Annotated in this window: 17 protein-coding genes; 8 read left to right on the forward strand and 9 right to left on the reverse strand. The window is 65.1% G+C overall.

What is annotated here, in order from left to right; genetic code table 11:
• Window positions 1–75: 75 nt before the first annotated feature.
• Both QW861_RS13550 and QW861_RS13555 read right to left on the reverse strand, forming a co-directional pair.
• Window positions 76–1053: a hypothetical protein gene (locus QW861_RS13550; protein ID WP_316193156.1), complete on the reverse strand. Its 978-nt coding sequence runs from the start codon at window positions 1051–1053 to the stop codon at window positions 76–78.
• A 161-nt stretch (window positions 1054–1214) separates the two neighbouring features.
• The gene (locus tag QW861_RS13555) at window positions 1215–2408 is read right to left on the reverse strand and encodes an MFS transporter (protein ID WP_316173016.1); all 1194 of its coding nucleotides are present in this window, start codon (window positions 2406–2408) and stop codon (window positions 1215–1217) included.
• A 62-nt stretch (window positions 2409–2470) separates the two neighbouring features.
• On the opposite strand from QW861_RS13555, the gene QW861_RS13560 reads away from it, so the two are divergent.
• Together QW861_RS13560 and QW861_RS13565 are read left to right on the forward strand one after the other, a co-directional pair.
• Window positions 2471–3277, forward strand: coding sequence for a helix-turn-helix transcriptional regulator (locus tag QW861_RS13560; RefSeq protein WP_316166645.1), 807 nt, complete (start codon window positions 2471–2473; stop codon window positions 3275–3277).
• A 126-nt stretch (window positions 3278–3403) separates the two neighbouring features.
• Window positions 3404–4753 carry a malonyl-CoA decarboxylase gene (locus QW861_RS13565; protein WP_315718038.1) on the forward strand — a complete coding sequence of 450 codons (1350 nt, stop codon included), beginning with the start codon at window positions 3404–3406 and terminating at the stop codon, window positions 4751–4753.
• A gap of 846 nt (window positions 4754–5599) precedes the next feature.
• Here the strand turns inward: QW861_RS13565 and QW861_RS13570 are convergent.
• A complete protein-coding gene (locus QW861_RS13570; RefSeq protein ID WP_316172460.1) occupies window positions 5600–6016 on the reverse strand; it encodes an SRPBCC family protein in 417 nt (138 codons plus the stop codon).
• A 239-nt stretch (window positions 6017–6255) separates the two neighbouring features.
• Here QW861_RS13570 and QW861_RS13575 point away from each other — a divergent pair, with 239 nt between their 5' ends.
• On the forward strand, window positions 6256–7335 hold the full coding sequence (locus QW861_RS13575; RefSeq protein WP_316172461.1) for a serine hydrolase: 1080 nt from the start codon (window positions 6256–6258) through the stop codon (window positions 7333–7335).
• A gap of 46 nt (window positions 7336–7381) precedes the next feature.
• On the opposite strand, the gene QW861_RS13580 is transcribed toward QW861_RS13575, so the two are convergent.
• The gene (locus QW861_RS13580) at window positions 7382–7603 is read right to left on the reverse strand and encodes a hypothetical protein (RefSeq protein WP_316166642.1); all 222 of its coding nucleotides are present in this window, start codon (window positions 7601–7603) and stop codon (window positions 7382–7384) included.
• 929 nt (window positions 7604–8532) lie between these two features.
• Here QW861_RS13580 and QW861_RS13585 point away from each other — a divergent pair.
• Entirely contained in the window at window positions 8533–8769 is a 237-nt protein-coding gene (locus tag QW861_RS13585; RefSeq protein WP_316193157.1) for a hypothetical protein, read from the forward strand.
• Between the two features lie 186 nt (window positions 8770–8955).
• Here QW861_RS13585 and QW861_RS13590 read toward each other — a convergent pair whose 3' ends face one another.
• The 4 genes from QW861_RS13590 to QW861_RS13605 all read right to left on the reverse strand — a co-directional run bounded on the left by QW861_RS13590 (window position 8956) and on the right by QW861_RS13605 (window position 12535).
• Entirely contained in the window at window positions 8956–10011 is a 1056-nt protein-coding gene (locus tag QW861_RS13590) for a hypothetical protein (RefSeq protein WP_316193158.1), read from the reverse strand.
• A 402-nt stretch (window positions 10012–10413) separates the two neighbouring features.
• Window positions 10414–10668, reverse strand: coding sequence for a DUF3297 family protein (locus tag QW861_RS13595; protein WP_315718031.1), 255 nt, complete (start codon window positions 10666–10668; stop codon window positions 10414–10416).
• Entirely contained in the window at window positions 10665–11141 is a 477-nt protein-coding gene (locus QW861_RS13600; protein WP_316193159.1) for a glutathione peroxidase, read from the reverse strand. The genes QW861_RS13595 and QW861_RS13600 overlap by 4 nt, the downstream gene beginning before the upstream one ends.
• Window positions 11141–12535, reverse strand: coding sequence for an amidase family protein (locus tag QW861_RS13605; protein ID WP_316193160.1), 1395 nt, complete (start codon window positions 12533–12535; stop codon window positions 11141–11143). The genes QW861_RS13600 and QW861_RS13605 overlap by 1 nt, the downstream gene beginning before the upstream one ends.
• A gap of 363 nt (window positions 12536–12898) precedes the next feature.
• Between QW861_RS13605 and QW861_RS13610 the strand changes: the two genes are divergently transcribed.
• Window positions 12899–14002 (forward strand): lactonase family protein, encoded by a 1104-nt coding sequence (locus QW861_RS13610; protein WP_316172466.1) that lies wholly within the window; start codon window positions 12899–12901, stop codon window positions 14000–14002.
• 80 nt (window positions 14003–14082) lie between these two features.
• Complete coding sequence (locus tag QW861_RS13615; RefSeq protein WP_315828337.1) at window positions 14083–14517, forward strand: group III truncated hemoglobin; 435 nt, start codon at window positions 14083–14085, stop codon at window positions 14515–14517.
• Between the two features lie 54 nt (window positions 14518–14571).
• Here QW861_RS13615 and QW861_RS13620 read toward each other — a convergent pair whose 3' ends face one another.
• Window positions 14572–14829: a DUF6894 family protein gene (locus QW861_RS13620; protein WP_315718026.1), complete on the reverse strand. Its 258-nt coding sequence runs from the start codon at window positions 14827–14829 to the stop codon at window positions 14572–14574.
• Window positions 14830–15134: 305 nt separating this feature from the next.
• Here QW861_RS13620 and pqqA point away from each other — a divergent pair, with 305 nt between their 5' ends.
• Window positions 15135–15215, forward strand: a complete 81-nt coding sequence (gene pqqA / locus QW861_RS13625; RefSeq protein ID WP_012029362.1) for a pyrroloquinoline quinone precursor peptide PqqA — start codon at window positions 15135–15137, stop codon at window positions 15213–15215.
• Between the two features lie 215 nt (window positions 15216–15430).
• On the forward strand, window positions 15431–16360 hold the full coding sequence (gene pqqB / locus QW861_RS13630) for a pyrroloquinoline quinone biosynthesis protein PqqB (protein ID WP_316172467.1): 930 nt from the start codon (window positions 15431–15433) through the stop codon (window positions 16358–16360).
• The last annotated feature ends 2 nt before the right edge of the window (window positions 16361–16362 follow it).

A 16362-nucleotide genomic window follows, 5' to 3' on the forward strand; every position in this document is an offset into this window, starting at 1 on the left:
GACAATTGTGACAATTTGGGTGGATCGCGCTCGTATGCATCTCGGACGGTAACCATGGACGGCAGCCGCTCCGCATCAGCGATTGGCCGCGAACTGCGCGAGCATGCCCTTGCAGCCAGGCGTCAGCGCGCCGGCATTGGCCGCGAGGCACTGCGCGATTCGACCGCCACCCGGCTCGATGCCGCTGCACAACGCCCGCGCATCGGCGCCGCAGGCGGCCCTGACGATGCGCAACTCCTCGAGCGGCCGCAGCGGTCGCAGCACCAGCGCCGGCGCCGCCGGTGCAGCAGTGGCTGTCACCGCGGGCGCGGCGACAGCCGCAGTTGCCGGCGCGGCGCCGCCGCGCGAAGACGCCATCGCCTGAGCGCAGGGAGCGGACAGCTTGGCCTTGTTCTGCTCCAGGCATTGCAGCGCCGCGGCGCCGCCCGGCGGCACGCTGCTGCAGACCTTGCGGTAATCGGAGCCGCAGGCACTCCGGATCGCGGCCACCTGCGCCTCGCTCGGTTTGGCTGCAGGCGCTGACGCCGCTGCAGCCGGCTTCGCTGCCGGGGACTGCGTGGGCACGGCCGCAACGGCCGCGGCCGGCTGCGCCGCTGCCTTCGGAGGCTCGGGAGGCTTGCTCGCCTCGGCGACGGCCGGCTTGGTCGGGGCGGACGGCGCCGAAGCCGGCTTGGCTTCCGCGGCAGGCTTGGTTTCCGCCGGCGGCTTGGCTTCCGCCGCGGGCCTGGTCTCTGCCGCGGGCTTGACCTCTGCCGCAGGCTTGGCCTCTGCCGCAGGCTTGGCCTCCGCGGCAGGCTTGGCCTCCGCGGCAGGCTCGAGCGCCTTGACCGCCGTCTGACAAGATGAGGACAGGCTCGCGATGTTCTTCTGCAGGCATTGGAACGCCGCCGTGCCGCCGGGCGGCACGCTCGCGCATTTCGCCATGTAGTCCGACCGGCACGCCGACTTGATCGCGTTGCGCTGCGCATCGCTCTGCGCCAGCGCCTGCGTTGCTGCAAGGCCGGCCGCCGCGGCCATCCCGAGCACCAGCATTCTCCTGAAGCGATTGATCATCGGTCGATCCTCAATGGTGTCGTGCTTCAATGACTTGTCGCCAGCGCAGCCGCCCGCATGGTGGCCAATCGGGTCTCATCAGTATGCGCACGTGCATATCGGCCCAGGCTGCGCCGGCGGCGGATGCCTGACAATTGGGAAAATTTGGGTGGATCGCATCCTCACTCCGCCGGCGCCGGCCGCAGCGCCGGCTGCGCCGCCGGAAGCTCCGGCGGCAGGATCAGCGCGGCGATGACCGCGACCAGGCAGAGCGCGGCGAAGGCCTGCAGCATGGTGACGAAGCCGCCGCGCTCATACAGCCAGGCGACGAGGCCGACGGAGGCGCCGGCCGCGGTGAAGCCGATGAAATAGCGCACCGCATAGGCGCGCGAACGCCATTCCTCGGCGGTGTACTTGCCGACCATGGCGTCGTTGACCGTGACCTGCCCGAACGCACCCATGACGATGCCGATCGAGGCCAGGATCAGCGCCCAGTCGCGCGCGTCGGCGGCGAGATACAGCAGCGGCGCCAGCACCAGCGACAGCGGCAGCGCGATCGTCTTCAGCGCGTGGCGATCGAGCAGCCGGCCGATCGTATACTGCGTCATCGCGCCGAACACGTAGACACCGGCCGCGATCACGCCGAGCAGTGCCGGGCTCTGCGTCAGCCCCGCCAGCCGTTCCGCGAACAGTTTTGGCAGCGCCACGGTGATCGCGTTGAACGTCGTCGAGATCGCGATCACCACCAGCAGCAGCGCCAGCACCACGCGCCACATCTGGTCGCGCGCGACGCGGGCCTGCGCCGCCGCCTGCTTCGATCCGCGGCGGTCCTCATGCACGACCGCCAGCGCGAATACCACGCCGATCGCCACCGTGATCACCCCGGGTACGACGAAGGCGAAGCGCCAGCCGAGATATTGCCCGACCACGCCGGTGACCAGCGCAGACGAGGCGACGCCGAGATTTCCGAACACGCCGTTCAGCCCCATGTCGCGGCCGAGCCGGTCGGCATAGGACACCAGCATCGCCGTTCCCACCGGATGATAGATCGAGGCGAACAGGCCGATCGAAAGCAGCGCCGCGCCGAGCTGCCACGGCGTCTGCACCAGGCCGACCGAGATCATCGACAAGCCGATGCCGAGATAGAAGATCAGCATCATGTGCCGCCGGCTCCAGCGGTCGCCGAGCCAGCCGGTCAGGAGCGACCCGGCGCCGAAGGCGATGAAGCCCGGCGTCGCATAGGGCAAGAGGTCCGCATAGGCCATGCCGAGCGCCGGGCCCATGATGATGACCGCGGCTGCGAAGATCAGCATCGCATAATGGTCGATGAAATGGGCCGCGTTGACGAAGCCGATGACGCGGCGGGCGCTGTTCATGGGAGCTGTCCTCGATTCCTGACGGATCGGTTATAGTCGACGCGACCAACGAGAAGCCGCCAATGACCATCGTGGACACGCCATTGAAGCCGCTCGGCGCCGACCGGGTGACGACCGAGCCCGGCGTCCATCTGATCGCGCGCCTCTATCAAAAAGGTGCGCGGCTCGATCCGCACATGCACCGTGAATCCCAGTTGATCTACGCCTCGCGCGGCACGATGCAGGTGACGACGCCGCGGGGACGCTGGCTGGTGCCACCGGACCGCGCGGTCTGGGTGCCGGCGCGCCATGGCCACGCCATCGACATGCTGGCCGACAGCCAGATGCGGACGCTGTATTTCGAGCTGGACTGGCTGAAGCGGGAGACACGGGGCGCGCGGCTCGACCGCGAATTCGTCGTGCAGGTGTCGCCGCTGCTGCATCAGGCGATCCTGGCGCTGTTCGCGGCGGACGGCGGGCCGGAGCGGACGGCGCTGCTGGTGCGGCTCGCTCTGCTCGAATTGCGCCGCGCCGAGGATTCCTCGACCTTCATCCCCTTGCCGCAGGATCCGCGCGCGAGACGTGCCGCCCAGCTCGTCCTCGCCTCTCCCGCGAGCGAGGAGGACCTGGCGACCCTGGCGGGCAAGGTCGGCAGCTCGGCCCGCACTTTGTCGCGGCTGTTCGCGGCGGAGACGCGGCTGAGCTTCAAGGCGTGGTGCCAGCGCGCCCGGATCGCCGCCGCGATCGAGCGGCTGTCCACCGACCGTCACCTCTCCATCAAGCAGCTCGCCGCCGATCTCGGCTATGCCAGCGTGCCGGCGTTTTCGCATGCCTTCAGGCAGGTCACCGGCCGCACTCCGACCGAATTCGCGGAGCAGACAGGTGCATGACGCGCCGGCCGCATATGCACGCCGCGACGGCGGCGTTGACGATTTGTTATGTTTGAATGTCGCCAGCTTTGCCATAAATCCATGTAACATCGCCCTCATCACGCTCCGGGATTCGACCGACATCAGATGGCCAATGCCTTTTTCACCGACCTGATCACCACAATTTCCGAGCGAGGCCGGACGCTGCTGCGCGGCGGCGGCGCCCCTGTCGACAAACATGATGCGAAAAGCCTGGCCGAGCTGTGCGAGGCGCTGGTGTCCGGCGCCGGCGAGGCCTCGGGCACGGCGATGGCCCGCGACGTTCTCGACGGCTATCACGATCTCGACCCCGAGGGCCGCAAGGCGTTCTTCACCGCGCTGGTGCATGATTTCGGGCCGGACAAGGCCAGGCTCGCCAAGGCGATCGACGACTGGCGCGCGACGCCTTCGGACGAAGGCGCGAGCGCGCTGCATTTCGCCTCCGAGCCGCGCCGGCAGGAGCTGATCCGCCGGCTCAACCGCGCGCCGGGCGGCACGCCCGAGCTGGTGGCGATGCGCACCGATCTCCTGGATCTCATCAAGGGCAATCCGGAACTCGCCGCGCTCGATCGCGACGTCGTGCATCTCTTGAGCTCATGGTTCAACAGGGGGTTTCTCGTGCTGCGTAAGATCGACTGGTCGACGCCGGCGAACATTCTGGAGCAGATCATCCGCTACGAGGCAGTGCACGAGATCCACGACTGGGACGATCTGCGCCGCCGCATCGATCCGGTCGATCGCCGCTGCTACGCCTTCTTCCATCCCGCGATGCCCGATGCGCCCTTGATCTTCGTCGAGATCGCGCTGACCGAGACCATCCCCGGCGCCATCGCGCCGCTGCTCGCCGTCGATCGTCCGCCGGTGCCGGCCGACCGCGCCCGCACCGCCGTATTCTATTCGATCTCCAACACCCAGCGCGGCCTCGGCGGCATCTCGTTCGGCAACTTCCTGATCAAGCAGGTGGTCGAGGAGCTGCGGCGCGAGCTGCCGAAGCTGGACACCTTCGTCACGCTGTCGCCGGTGCCCGGCTTCATGCACTGGCTGAAGTCGACGACCGATGCGACCGAAGAGGATCGCAACGTGCTCAAGCTGCTGAACGAGCCGCGCTGGGTCGAGGATGCCGAGATGACCGCCGAGCTGCGCCCGGTGATCGAGCCGCTCGCCGCGCACTACTTCCTGAAGGCGCGGACGTCGAAGGGCAAGGTGATCGATCCCGTCGCCCGCTTCCACCTCGGCAACGGCGCGAGACTCGAGCGCATCAACTGGCTCGGCGACCTCTCGTCCAAGGGCCAGCGCGAATCCGCGACCGTGATGGTGAACTACCTGTATCGGCTCGAGGACATCGAGAAGAACCACGAAGCCTATGCCAATGACGGCGAGGTCGTGGCCTCGAGCGCGGTCAAGAAGCTGCTGCGCGCCGAGGGCCGGCGGCTGCTGGATATGCGGTTGTCGTCGTAGGGCTTGCGGCAGACTGCAGCACTGTCTCACATCCACCTCGCGCCATTGCTGGGCACGCCGCCCACTCCAAACTCCGTCGTTGCGAGGAGCGAAGCGACGAAGCAATCCAGAGTCTTTCGCGTCGCCCTAGATTGCTTCGTTTCGCTCGCAATGACGCCGGTGAGAGACTGTGCTTACGCCACAGCCACCGTCGTCATCCCGGCGAACGCCGGGATCCATAACCACAGGTCGTCGTTTGAGGCAGGCCAGTCGTTAGACCTCGCCAAGCCACATCCGCCGCGGCGTATGGGTCCCGGCGTTCGCCGGGACGACGATGAGGTTGGACCGGTTTCACATTTCAAACAGCTTGGGGACGCGCGATCATAGCCTCGCGGCGCATGGCGCCCGAGTTGCTGCGAAGCATGTCCCTCCGACAAATACAGAGGGCGCAGGGAAGACCGGGGTGCTGGCCACACCCATGGCCCCCGTGCGTGAGAAAATGCACGGGGCAGGAACCACAGGTACGACCGGTGCATTCCGGCCTTCCCTGCGCGATGGTTTGAACGGTGTCCTTCGTGCTCTCCCTGGGGATCGGCGTTCTTGCCCCCATTTTGCGACAACGCGCCTTTGGCGCGTTGCGCAGACCTCAGCGTCGAGAGGCCAGGACCACACGACTTCTCCGTCCGTAGCGACGCCGGTCGTCCACCGTCGCCGCCACCGCATCCCTGCCCCGACGTTCGTGACGACGCGTACGCCCCTCTGCGAAAAGGACAGGACATGCGCATCATTGCTGATTTTCGGAATTTGTCAAGGTGAAAGATTCGGGCACCGCTCGCGGCGCCCGCCGGGACCTCGGCCCCCTCGCCCTCACGACGCCTTGCGTTTCGCTTCCACATGGCGCGCGAAGCTGTCGAGAATGGCCTGCCAGCCGCCCTGCTGCTGCTCGACCGAATGGGTCGTTTCGGCATCGAAGGCGACACGAACGACAACGCCATTCGGGCCGGGCTCGAAGTGGACCTCGGCCTTCCGGTCGCCGAAGGCATATTCGATCAGCTTGTGCTCGACGATCTTCGTGTAGGTCCCGGCAAAGTCGAAGCCCATGCTGCCGTCCTTGGCCTCCATCCGCGACGAGAACGCGCCGCCCTCTCTCAGGTCGACCGTGGCCTTGGTCGTATGCCAATCGTCGGAGGCCGCGTTCCATCTCACGATGTCGGCCGGCGTCGTATAGGCACGCCAGACCTGATCGATCGGGGCTGCGACGTTGGTTTGGACGGTGATCCTCATGAACATTGCTCCTAGTTCGATTTTGACGTCCCACTGCAGCTGTGCAGGAGTTGTGTCCGCCCAAGGACGATCCAGACTGGCCGATCCCGACAAGCCTTAGCGTTCGATGCGTCGCTGCACCGGCCGTCAGACCGACCTTCACCGGAAGGCGCCCGGCTGATATAAGCCGACATCCCGGTGAGGACGTTGTCGCAGTGCCCACTCGTCGCCAGATCCTGTCAGCCATAGGAGCCGCCGCCATGGGATCGCCGATCATGCCGGCGCGCGGGCACCAGGCTGCATTCGATTCCGACACATTCGCAGCCGGCGTCACCCAGCGACTCGATCAGGCGCTCGCTGAGCGGCGCGTGTGGAACATCCACGGCCTTGTCGTTCTGCAGAACGGCACGCTGATCGTCGAGCGCTATTTTGAAGGCCAGGATCGCGAGAGAGGCGTTGGCGATCTCGGGACGGTCAAGTTTACGGCGGAGACGCTCCACGACCTGCGATCCTGCTCGAAGAGCATCGTGGCCTTGCTTTATGGAATCGCTCTTCAGCAAGGCAAGGTCCCGGCGCCGGAGGCGAGCCTGCTGTCCGGATTCCCGGAATATCGTGATCTCGTCAACGAGGATCGCTCGCGCTTGACCGTGCATCACGCGCTCTCAATGACCATGGGAACGGATTGGGATGAGAGCAGCTTGCCTTACGCCGATCCCCGCAACAGCGAAATCGCTATGGACGACGCCCCCGACCGCTATCGCTACATTCTGGAGCGGCCGATCGTCGACAGGCCCGGTGCGCACTGGACCTATTGCGGCGGAACAACCGCGTTGCTCGCCCGTTTGATCGCCAAGGGGTCGGGCAAGTCACTGCATGACTTTGCACGCGAGTTTCTTTTCGATCCGCTGGGCATGGGGCCGACACAATGGGCAGCCGGACCAGACGGCGAGCCATTCGCGGCGTCAGGCGCGCGGATGTCGGTCCGCGACTTCTCGCGGATCGGAACGTTGATGCTCTCCGGCGGGCAGTGCGATGGCCGACAGATCGTTCCCGCCGAATGGATCACGCGTTGCACGACGCCGGTGGTCAGCTCCGACGAGCTTCGCCGTTACGGCTATCAATGGTTTCTTCTCGATGTAGCTTTCGGAAAGCCGAAGGGATGGGCGGTCGGGCGCCTGGAGCGCATGTGGATGGCACAGGGCGAAGGCGGCCAGCGCCTGTTCATCATCCCTGCGCTGCAGCTCGTCATCGCCCTCACGGCAGGAAACTACGGCAGCGACGATCAGTGGATTCCGCCGACTCGCGTGCTCCGGGAAATCGTTCTGGCGAGCGTAGGCTAGCCTCGTACGCATCGACATTTCGAGTTGTAGCAGCGCGGCCCCAAACTCACGGCGCTGGACGACGTCCGGGCCGGTAGGTGACCCGCAGCACCTCGACCTCGCCGCCTGCGCGCGCGTTGAAATCATGCTCATGCCAGAACGCGCTCGCGGCGCATTTAAAGGCGATGGCGCCTGACGCCTCCGGACAGGGCTTGCCGCGCACCCAGCCATAGGGCGCAAAGCCTTCGGGCGTGAGCGGCTCCGTCGTGACGTCTGTGCCAGTCGGCATGATCAATAGTCCTTACTCATGAAATGGACGTCCAGGACGGCAACAGGCTGACGCGAAGCAAGGACCGCGGGGGAGCGCGGCCACATCGCCGTCCTCGACGAACAGTTTTATGCAGCGTCACCGTAACCGCGAAATCCCAGTCTTTCGATTTAAGGCTCAACGTTTAGCGAAACTTCATTATATGATTTCGCCTTATTCAACCGACCGCCAAGCCGCTTCGTTTGCGCGCAAAAACACGTATAACATGACCAGCATACGTTCGATTGCAGGTAGCCCCTCTTGGGTTCGCAGATCGGGCAGCATCTGAGAAACGCTAATGATCCCCTGGTTCTCCATTCTGCTGCAAATTTGGATTTTGGTTGGAACGCTTGTGTTTGCATGGCGGTTTCGCATTTTGGTTCAGGAGGAGAAGCAGACATCCAATCCGGACCATTCCTTCTACCGGCGCAATGACAACGACCTTCTTAGACTGATCTTTTATTTTTTCGTCTGGTGTTCGACACCGGCCGTTCTGTACGGCCTTTGGTCCCGTGGCTTAGGGTAACTCCACATGAATGGGCACTCCGTGTGGCTCTTGCACTCGGGACATTCACTGCAATTCGGAACATGTGAGGAATTCTGCAGGCCGCATCTGGTGTAGAACGACCCCGGAGCCGCAAAATGCGCACTATTTTTTGGAGTGTAGTCGCCCTGCTGGCGTGGTGCGGCGGGATGTGGAGCAACGTCAGGACCGCGAAGCAACTTGAGGCCGCGGGCCACAGCGTTTGGACTCTAAATCTGCGAGCGCGACTGATTGCCTGGAAGGGAGCCAACATTGCGATCTTCCTGATCTCTTCGACAATATTCGTCTCGGCAGTCCTGATCGCAGCTTTCACACCGTAGTCGCGACTCCCTTCCAAATAAGGGCTAGATGCCAGGAGAACCGTTCAATGGGTAGCGTTTTCCTGCTCTGGCATATGCGGCCAACTGCCGACCGTCTCGATGACGACTGCGCTGATAACAAACTGATCGGGGCTTACAGCAGCGCTGCCGAAGCGGATGCCGCAAGAAAGCGCAAGATTCAATTCGAAGGCTTTCGTGACTATCCAAACTACTTTCATGTCGACGAATATGAACTCGACAAAGATGCTCGGAGCGAAGGGTTCATCGTAGCAACAGCACGGTGAACTTCGTCGAGGTCCGCTCGCGGCGCAAGTTGCGCGTGCTAGGGCCTCATGGTTCGAGACGCGCCGCGAGCGGCGCTCCTCACCATGAGGGTTTATGCTGTCGCTGCCGATACGGACCTCGTCCCGAGGAGCCCGCCGACGGTGGGCGTCTCGAAGGACGGTGGCGCGCTCAGAGGCGTCCAAGCGTTATTCCACCGCGCCCTGCGGCCTGAGCCGCAGCACCGCCGGCGGCAGATTGGCTGCCAGCCATTCCGCAATCACCTTCTGCTTTCGGTGATACGCCAGTCCCACCGCGACCACCGCGACGCCGATCAGCGACAGTGCGAACGGGAACAGCAGCGAGTCCTTGAAGACGACGTCGGCGAGGTGGCCGAGATACATGGTGATGCCGATGGCGCCGAACACGGCGTAGGCGCGGCGGACGATGATGACGGCGATCGCGAGCAGGCCGACGTTCAGCAGGCAGTAGATCGCCTTGCCCAGCTCGGTCGCGCCTTCCGTGGCGCTGACGCCGCCCCAGAAGGCCATCAGGCCGAACAAGTGCAGCCAAAAGCCGAAGTCGCGGCTGTGGCTGGTGTAGTCGACGATCCACGCCACCGCGAGAATGCCGAGGCCGAACCAGATCGACACGACGCGGCGCATCTCCCAGTCGAAATGGCTGACGTTGAAGATCCAGGGCGTGAGGTCCATCGACATGAACCACAGCGCGACCGACATGATCGCGACGATGAAGGGTACGCGATAGAAGCGCAGCGCGATCGCGCCCGCCGCGATGGTGGCGATCTCCATGAACAGCCAACTGCCCTTGATCCAGACGTAGAAGTCATGAACCGTGCCGGGCTTGCCGAACTTGCCCCACCAGCCGAATTCGGCCTGGACGCCGTAGACGGCGAGCGGTGCCATCGACACGGCGATGGCGATCAGCAGGCCGCCGGGGACGCGCAAGCTCCGGCGCCAGAGGTGGTCGCCGGCGAAGCCGAACGCGGCGGCATAGGCGAGCGCGCAGGCCGTCAGGGCGCGGCCCCCCATCTGCGAGAAGGCCACCGTCGAGAACAGGCCCATGGCGCCGATCACGATCAGCGCGCCGGCGTACCAGAGCAGATGCGCGGCATCGAATTTGGCGTGCGCCGCCGGACCCGCCTTCGCCTGTTGCTCGAGGTAGGTCAGCAACCGCTGCAACTCGTCGGGCCCGATCGCGCCTGCCCCGGCGGCGGCGCGCAGATCTTGTTCCGAATAGGCCATCGTCATCACCCTCTGTGACCCCGCCGGGAGACGGCACGCAGGGGTCCGATCGCGCAAACGCCTGGGGACGTCGCGCCTCGGGACCGGTGCCGACGGGGCGGATATGGGTGAGTGTAGCGGATTGTGAGCGACGTTCAATATAATTTTGAACGACGCTCAAATATCTACGACCAACGTTCTAAAATACCCATCGCGACGCGGGGGCTAAAGCTGCTTCGACCCCGCCCTTCTCCACACCGTCATGGCCGGGCTTGTCCCGGCCATCCATGTCGTGCACCTGGAATGACGACGGGGATGCCCGGGACAGGCCCGGGCATGACGAGTCCTGGGTTGGCGGTTTGCCTCATCGCTGAGGGCAGAGGTTGGCGGATACGACCACCACAGGCCCGCGGCGCAGTCGCCTCAATCCTTGAAATACGGCTCGACCGGGCCGTGGACCTTGATGGTCAGCGGGTTGCCGTGGCGGTCCTTGGCATTCCCTGCGGCGACGCGGATCCAGCCTTCGCTGATGCAGTATTCCTCGACATTGGTCTTCTCGGCGCCCTTGAAGCGGATGCCGACGTCGCGCGACAGGATCTCCGCATTGTAATAGGGGCTCTTCGGATCGACCGACAGCCGGTCAGGAAATGGGGTCGCAGTCGTCTCGTTGTCGCTCACAGCAGTGCCTCGATCTCTTTCTTCAACGCCTCGGGCGTGGTGGTCGGCGCATGGCGCGACACCACATTCCCACGGCGATCGACCAGGAATTTGGTGAAATTCCATTTGATCGCCGACCCCAAGAGGCCGGTCTTCTCGCCCTTCAGGAACTTGTAGAGCGGATGTGCATCGGTACCGTTGACGTCGATCTTCGCAAACAGCGGGAAGGTGACGTCGTACTTGCCGGCGCAGAACGCGCCGATCTCCTCGGCCGTGCCGGGCTCCTGGGCGCCGAACTGGTTACAGGGAAATCCGAGCACGGCAAAGCCCCTGTCCGCATAGGCGCGGTGCAGCGCCTCGAGGCCGCGATATTGCGGCGTGAAGCCGCAGGCGCTGGCGGTGTTGACGATCAGCAGCACCTGGCCTGCGAAGCGCTTCAGCGGCACCTCCTCGCCCTTCAGCGAGGTCGCGGTGAAATCATAGATGCTGGCCATCAGCCCAGCACCGGATCGATCGGCGAAGCCGGGGTACCGCCAGCCTCGATCGCTTCGCCAGCGAGAAGGCACGCGTCCTCGCGAAAGCGCTGGCCGACAAGCTGGACGCCGACCGGGACGCGGCCGACCATGCCGGTCGAGACCGTCAGGCCCGGCAGGCCGAAGAACGGAATCGCGATCTGCGTGAGCTGCGCGTGCCAGACCTGCTGGAAGGACTCCTCGTCCTTGCGGTCGAGCTGATCGGCGAACGGCAGCATGCCCGACACCGGCATCAGCAGCAGCGGATGCTGCTCCATGAACAGGAGCCATTGCCGGGTCAGCGCGGCGCGGCGCGCGAGCGTCTGCGACAGGTCGAATGGGTGAACCTTGTCACTGACGCCGCGCAGGCAGGCCAGCGCGCCCGGGTCGCCCTCCTTCTCGGCCGCTGCGAGTTGCGCCTCGTAGCCGTCGCCGAGCCAGAGACGGGTCTGCAGCAGCGCGGCCTCCTGCATCGGCGGCGTGTCCGCGATCTCCTCGACGGTCCAGCCGGCGGCTTCGAGCCGCCTGGCGGCATCGCGCAAGGCGGCCACGACCTCCGGCACCGGGTTCAGCCCGTCCGGGTTGACGCAGAGGGTGACGCGCTTCGGCAGCGGCGGGCCCTCGAGCGGCACCGGCATCCACCAGACATCGCGGACGTCGCGCGCCGACATCGCGGCCAGCGCGATCCTGACGTCGTTGACCGTGCGGGCGAGCGGGCCGGAGACGGCGCTGATCTGCGGGCCGATCGGGCGCTCGGGGAACTGTGTATTGAAGGCCGGGATGCGGCCGACCGTCGGGCGCAGGCCGTGGATGCCGCAGGCATAGGCGGGATAGCGGACGGAGCCGGCGATGTCGGTGCCATGCCCGATATGGCCGATGCCCGCCGCGGTGGCCGATCCTGCGCCGCCCGAGGAGCCGCCCGGCGTGATGCCGGGGTCGCGTGGGTTCTTGGTGTGGCCGTGGATAAGGTTACTGGTGAACCAGCGATAGGACACCGCCGGGGTGTTGGTGCGGCCGAGCAGCACGGCACCGGCCTTGACCAGGTTGTTGACGACCGGATTGTGCGCCGAGGCGATCGCGTCCTTCTGCAGATTGAGGCCGTTGGTGGTGGCGAAGCCGGCCTGGTCGACATTGACCTTGATCGTCACCGGCACGCCGGCGAGCGGCCCCGGATCCTCGCCGCGCGCCAGCCGGGAGTCGATGGCGTCGGCCTGTTGCAGCACGTCCTCGGGGCGATGGTCGACCACGGCGTTGATCGCGGGGTTCACCGCATCGAGCCGCGCCAGCGCCGCGGTCGCGGCATCGCGGGCGGAGACCTGCTTCGACTTGATGAGGGCGGCGAGGTCGGCAGCCGGCAGGCGCCAGAGATCGGTCATGGGGAGCTCCGTGGTGTCGGGGCTTGTTCTAGCGCGAGCACTTGTCGGGAGAAAGCCGTCGCGGCGCGGCACTCCAGCATAGCTTCGGCAGCAAACCGCATGGGTCTTGTTGCACTCGCCCTCGCCTCCTCGTCATGGCCGGGCTTGTCCCGGCATCCACGTCGTGCAGCGCGCGTGGACCGACGTGGATGCCCGGGACAAGCCCGGGCATGACGGAGAGCCAAACTGGCCGCGTGTTAGGGGTGCGAAGTGCGGTCGCGATCAATACCCATCCTGCATCGATCGATCCGGAATCAGGCTTGGTCAAGCTTCACGTTCGACTTTAAGAGCTGAAGCAAGCACATCACAAAAGGGGGAAACCACATGATCAGACCGGGCACCATCATGGCCGCAACATTCGTTCTCGCCGCTGCAGCAACGCTGGCGCCGCGCGCGGGCCACGCCGAGACCTACGCCTATGTCGGCAACGCCGACAGCAACGACATCAGCGTCTTCAAGTTCGATGCTTCCACCGGCGAGATGACCCCGGCGCAGACGGCTTCCTTCGTCGGCGTCGACAAGCCGGGCTCGTCGACCCCGCTCGCGGTCAGCCCGGACAAGACGGTGCTGATCGCCGGCATCCGGTCGCAACCGTTCCAGGCCGAGAGCTTTGCGATCAATGCCAAGACCGGTCAGCTCAGCCACCTCGGCAACGGCCCGCTCGCCGACAGCATGGCCAACATCGCCTTCGACCGCACCGGCAAGGTGCTGTTCAGCGCCTCCTATGGCGGCAACAAGGTGGCGGTGAATCCGATCCAGGCCAATGGCGTCGTCGCGGCGCCGAGCCAGGTGATCCCGACCGGCCTGAACGCCCACGCCTTCCTGCCCTCGCCCGACAACCGCTTCGTGTTCGCGACCAATCTCGGCTCCGACCAGGTGCTCGGCTTCGCCTTCGACGCCGCGACGGGCACGCTGACGGCCAAGGAGGCGCTGACGGTGAAGACGCCGGAGAAGTCAGGGCCGCGCCACTTCATCTTCCACCCGAACGGCAAGTTCATCTACCTTCTGCACGAGCTCAACGCGGATCTCGCGGTCTATGCCTATGACGCGGAGAACGGCACCTGGAGCGAGCAGCAGCGCACCACCGCCCTGCCCTCAGGCTTCACCGGCAAGCCCTGGGCGGCCGATCTGCACGTGACGCCGGATGGCAAGTTCCTCTACGCCTCGGAGCGCGGCTCGAACACCATTGCCGGCTTCAAGGTCGATGCGGCCAGCGGGCGCGTGAGCCTGATCGGCAGCGTGCCGACCGAGACCCAGCCACGCGGCTTCGCCATCGATCCCACCGGGCGCTATCTCGCCGCCGTCGGCGAAGTGTCGAACGGGATGACGGTGTATCGGATCGACCCGGCCAGCGGCGCGCTCACGAGCCTGAAATCCTACGCCGTGGGCAAGAAGCCGAACTGGGTGGAGTTCGTCAGCCTGCCGTGAGCGAACGACAGGGCCGCCACAAGATCGGACGTGGCGGCCCGGCGTTTCCATCGGCGCTGCGAGTGCCTATATACAACGCCATGACGATGCCTGCCGCCCAGCCTGACCGCCATCCCCTCGCAGTTCAACATCCGGAACTCGACGACGCCTCGATCCGCCTGCTGGTCGAGACCTTCTACGGGCGCGCAAGGGAGGACGAGCTGATCGGCCCGATCTTCAACCGTACCGTGGAGGATTGGGACGACCATATCGGCAGGATCAGCGATTTCTGGTCGTCGATGTTCCTGAAGACCGGCCGCTACAGCGGCGCGCCGATGCGGCCGCATCTGTTGCTATCGTTGCAGGGGCCGCATTTCGACCGCTGGCTGCAACTGTTCGAGGCGACGGCGAAGGACCTGTTCGCGCCGGAGCTCGCGGAGCTCTTCATCGTCCGCGCCCGCCGCATCGCCGACAGTTTCGAGATGGGCATCGCCAGCACGCGCGGCGACATCGCGCGCCCGCGCCATTCGGTCTGATCTCGGCCGCAAGCACGCGGGCGTTCGGGAAACGGCCATGCGGCCGTTCTGCGCTCAATGGCGCGTCATCGATTGCGCCGGCATGTTGAAGATCGCTTCGGAGAACGGGAACTCCAGCACGATCTCACCGTCCTCGTCGGTCACCTCGATGACGGCCGTCATCAGCGCCGCGTTGCCGCCTTCGGTCCGCAGCAGTTCCTTGATCATGTCGCGCGCGACTTCCCAGGCGCGGTCGGGACTGCGCAGCACCTCGCCGTCGGTGTCGGAGACCAGTTCCTCGCCGATCCGTGTGTTGAAGAAATATCTAGGCATCATCAGCTTCCAATGGGGTCGCGCGCTGGGGTTTTGAAGTCTCGAACATCTCACGACTGCTTTATCCGGCCAGCTCAGTCCCCCAAGCTAGGGACCGAATTGAACGGTGTTGCGAAGCCATCGATCACGAATTCGTTGTTTTCACGGCTCGTTCCGACGAAAACGGCAGCAACTCGCATCTGCAACTTCGCACTGCAATAAACAGGCCTGAGAGGCTCAAACAAAAAGATTCCACTGGCGAACTTTTCGTAGCACGGTAGTTTATTGCTGAGGACGATAACCGTCCCGACTTGAAGGAGAGGACAATGGCCTGGAAAGCACCGAAGATCGTTGAAGTGCCGGTCGGCATGGAAATCAACATGTACGCCTGCGCGGCCCGCAAATAATTCGCGGGTGTGACGTCCAGGTCTCGGCGATCGGGACGTCGACGCTTGAGGGTGGGGATCAGCGACCGCGTATGTGCCAGCCCGTACGCTGGTCGGATGTCCCACCCTCGTCACCTTCCCTGCGGGCGGTCCTGACCATTGGTCAGCCTGCCTGTCGGTGATCCTGCCGCTGGTAATCGCGTGCGCCACCACAGCTGAATTCCAGGAGACGGCTCATGCTTCGCCTCGTCGTCCTGGGCGCCGCCGCAGGCGGTGGAGTGCCACAGTGGAATTGCGGCTGCGCCGTGTGCCATGCCGCGCGCACCGATCATCCCGAGATCAGCAACAGCCAGGCCTCGGTCGCGGTCAGCGCTGATGGCGCCAACTGGTTCCTGATCAACGCCTCGCCCGATCTGCGCCAGCAGGTTACCCGCACGCCGCAACTGCATCCGAAGCCCGGCGCCCTGCGCCACAGTCCGATCGCCGGCGTGATCCTGACCAATGGCGAGATCGACGCGGTCACGGGGCTGCTGTCGATGCGCGAGAGTTCACCTTTCTCGATCCATGCGCACCCCAAGGTGCTTGCGATCCTCAGATCGAACAACATCTTCGATGTGCTGAAGGACGAGACCGTCAAGCGCGTGCCGATCGTGATCGACGTACCGTTCCGGCCGCTGCTGCAGGACGGCCGGCCCTCGGGCCTGGAGATCACGGCCTTCGCCGTCTCGGGAACGAGCGCGTGGTATCTGCGCGACAAGCAGCATCCCGGCGGCAGCTCCTCGACCGGCGACACGCTGGGCCTGAAGATCGCCGATCTCGAAGGCGGGCAATATTGCTACGTCATCGCCGCCTGTGCCGGCGTGGACGATGATCTGAGAACGAGATTGAGGGGCGCGCCCTTGGTGCTGTTCGACGGCACGGTGTGGCGCGACGACGAGATGATCCAGGCCGGACTCGGCAACAAGACCGGGCAGAGCATGGGACATATCGCGATGTCCGGAGAAAGCGGCGCGATCAAGCAGCTGGCGGACCTCGCGATCGGTAGGAAGGTCTTCCTGCACATCAACAACTCCAATCCGGCGTGGCTGCACGCCTCCCCCGAGCGGCAAACGTTGGAACGCGAGGGATGGGAAATCCCCGCTGAAGGGATGGAGATCGTACTGTGAAT

Source organism: Bradyrhizobium sp. SZCCHNRI1029 (assembly GCF_032487555.1).
Taxonomy (GTDB): domain Bacteria; phylum Pseudomonadota; class Alphaproteobacteria; order Rhizobiales; family Xanthobacteraceae; genus Bradyrhizobium.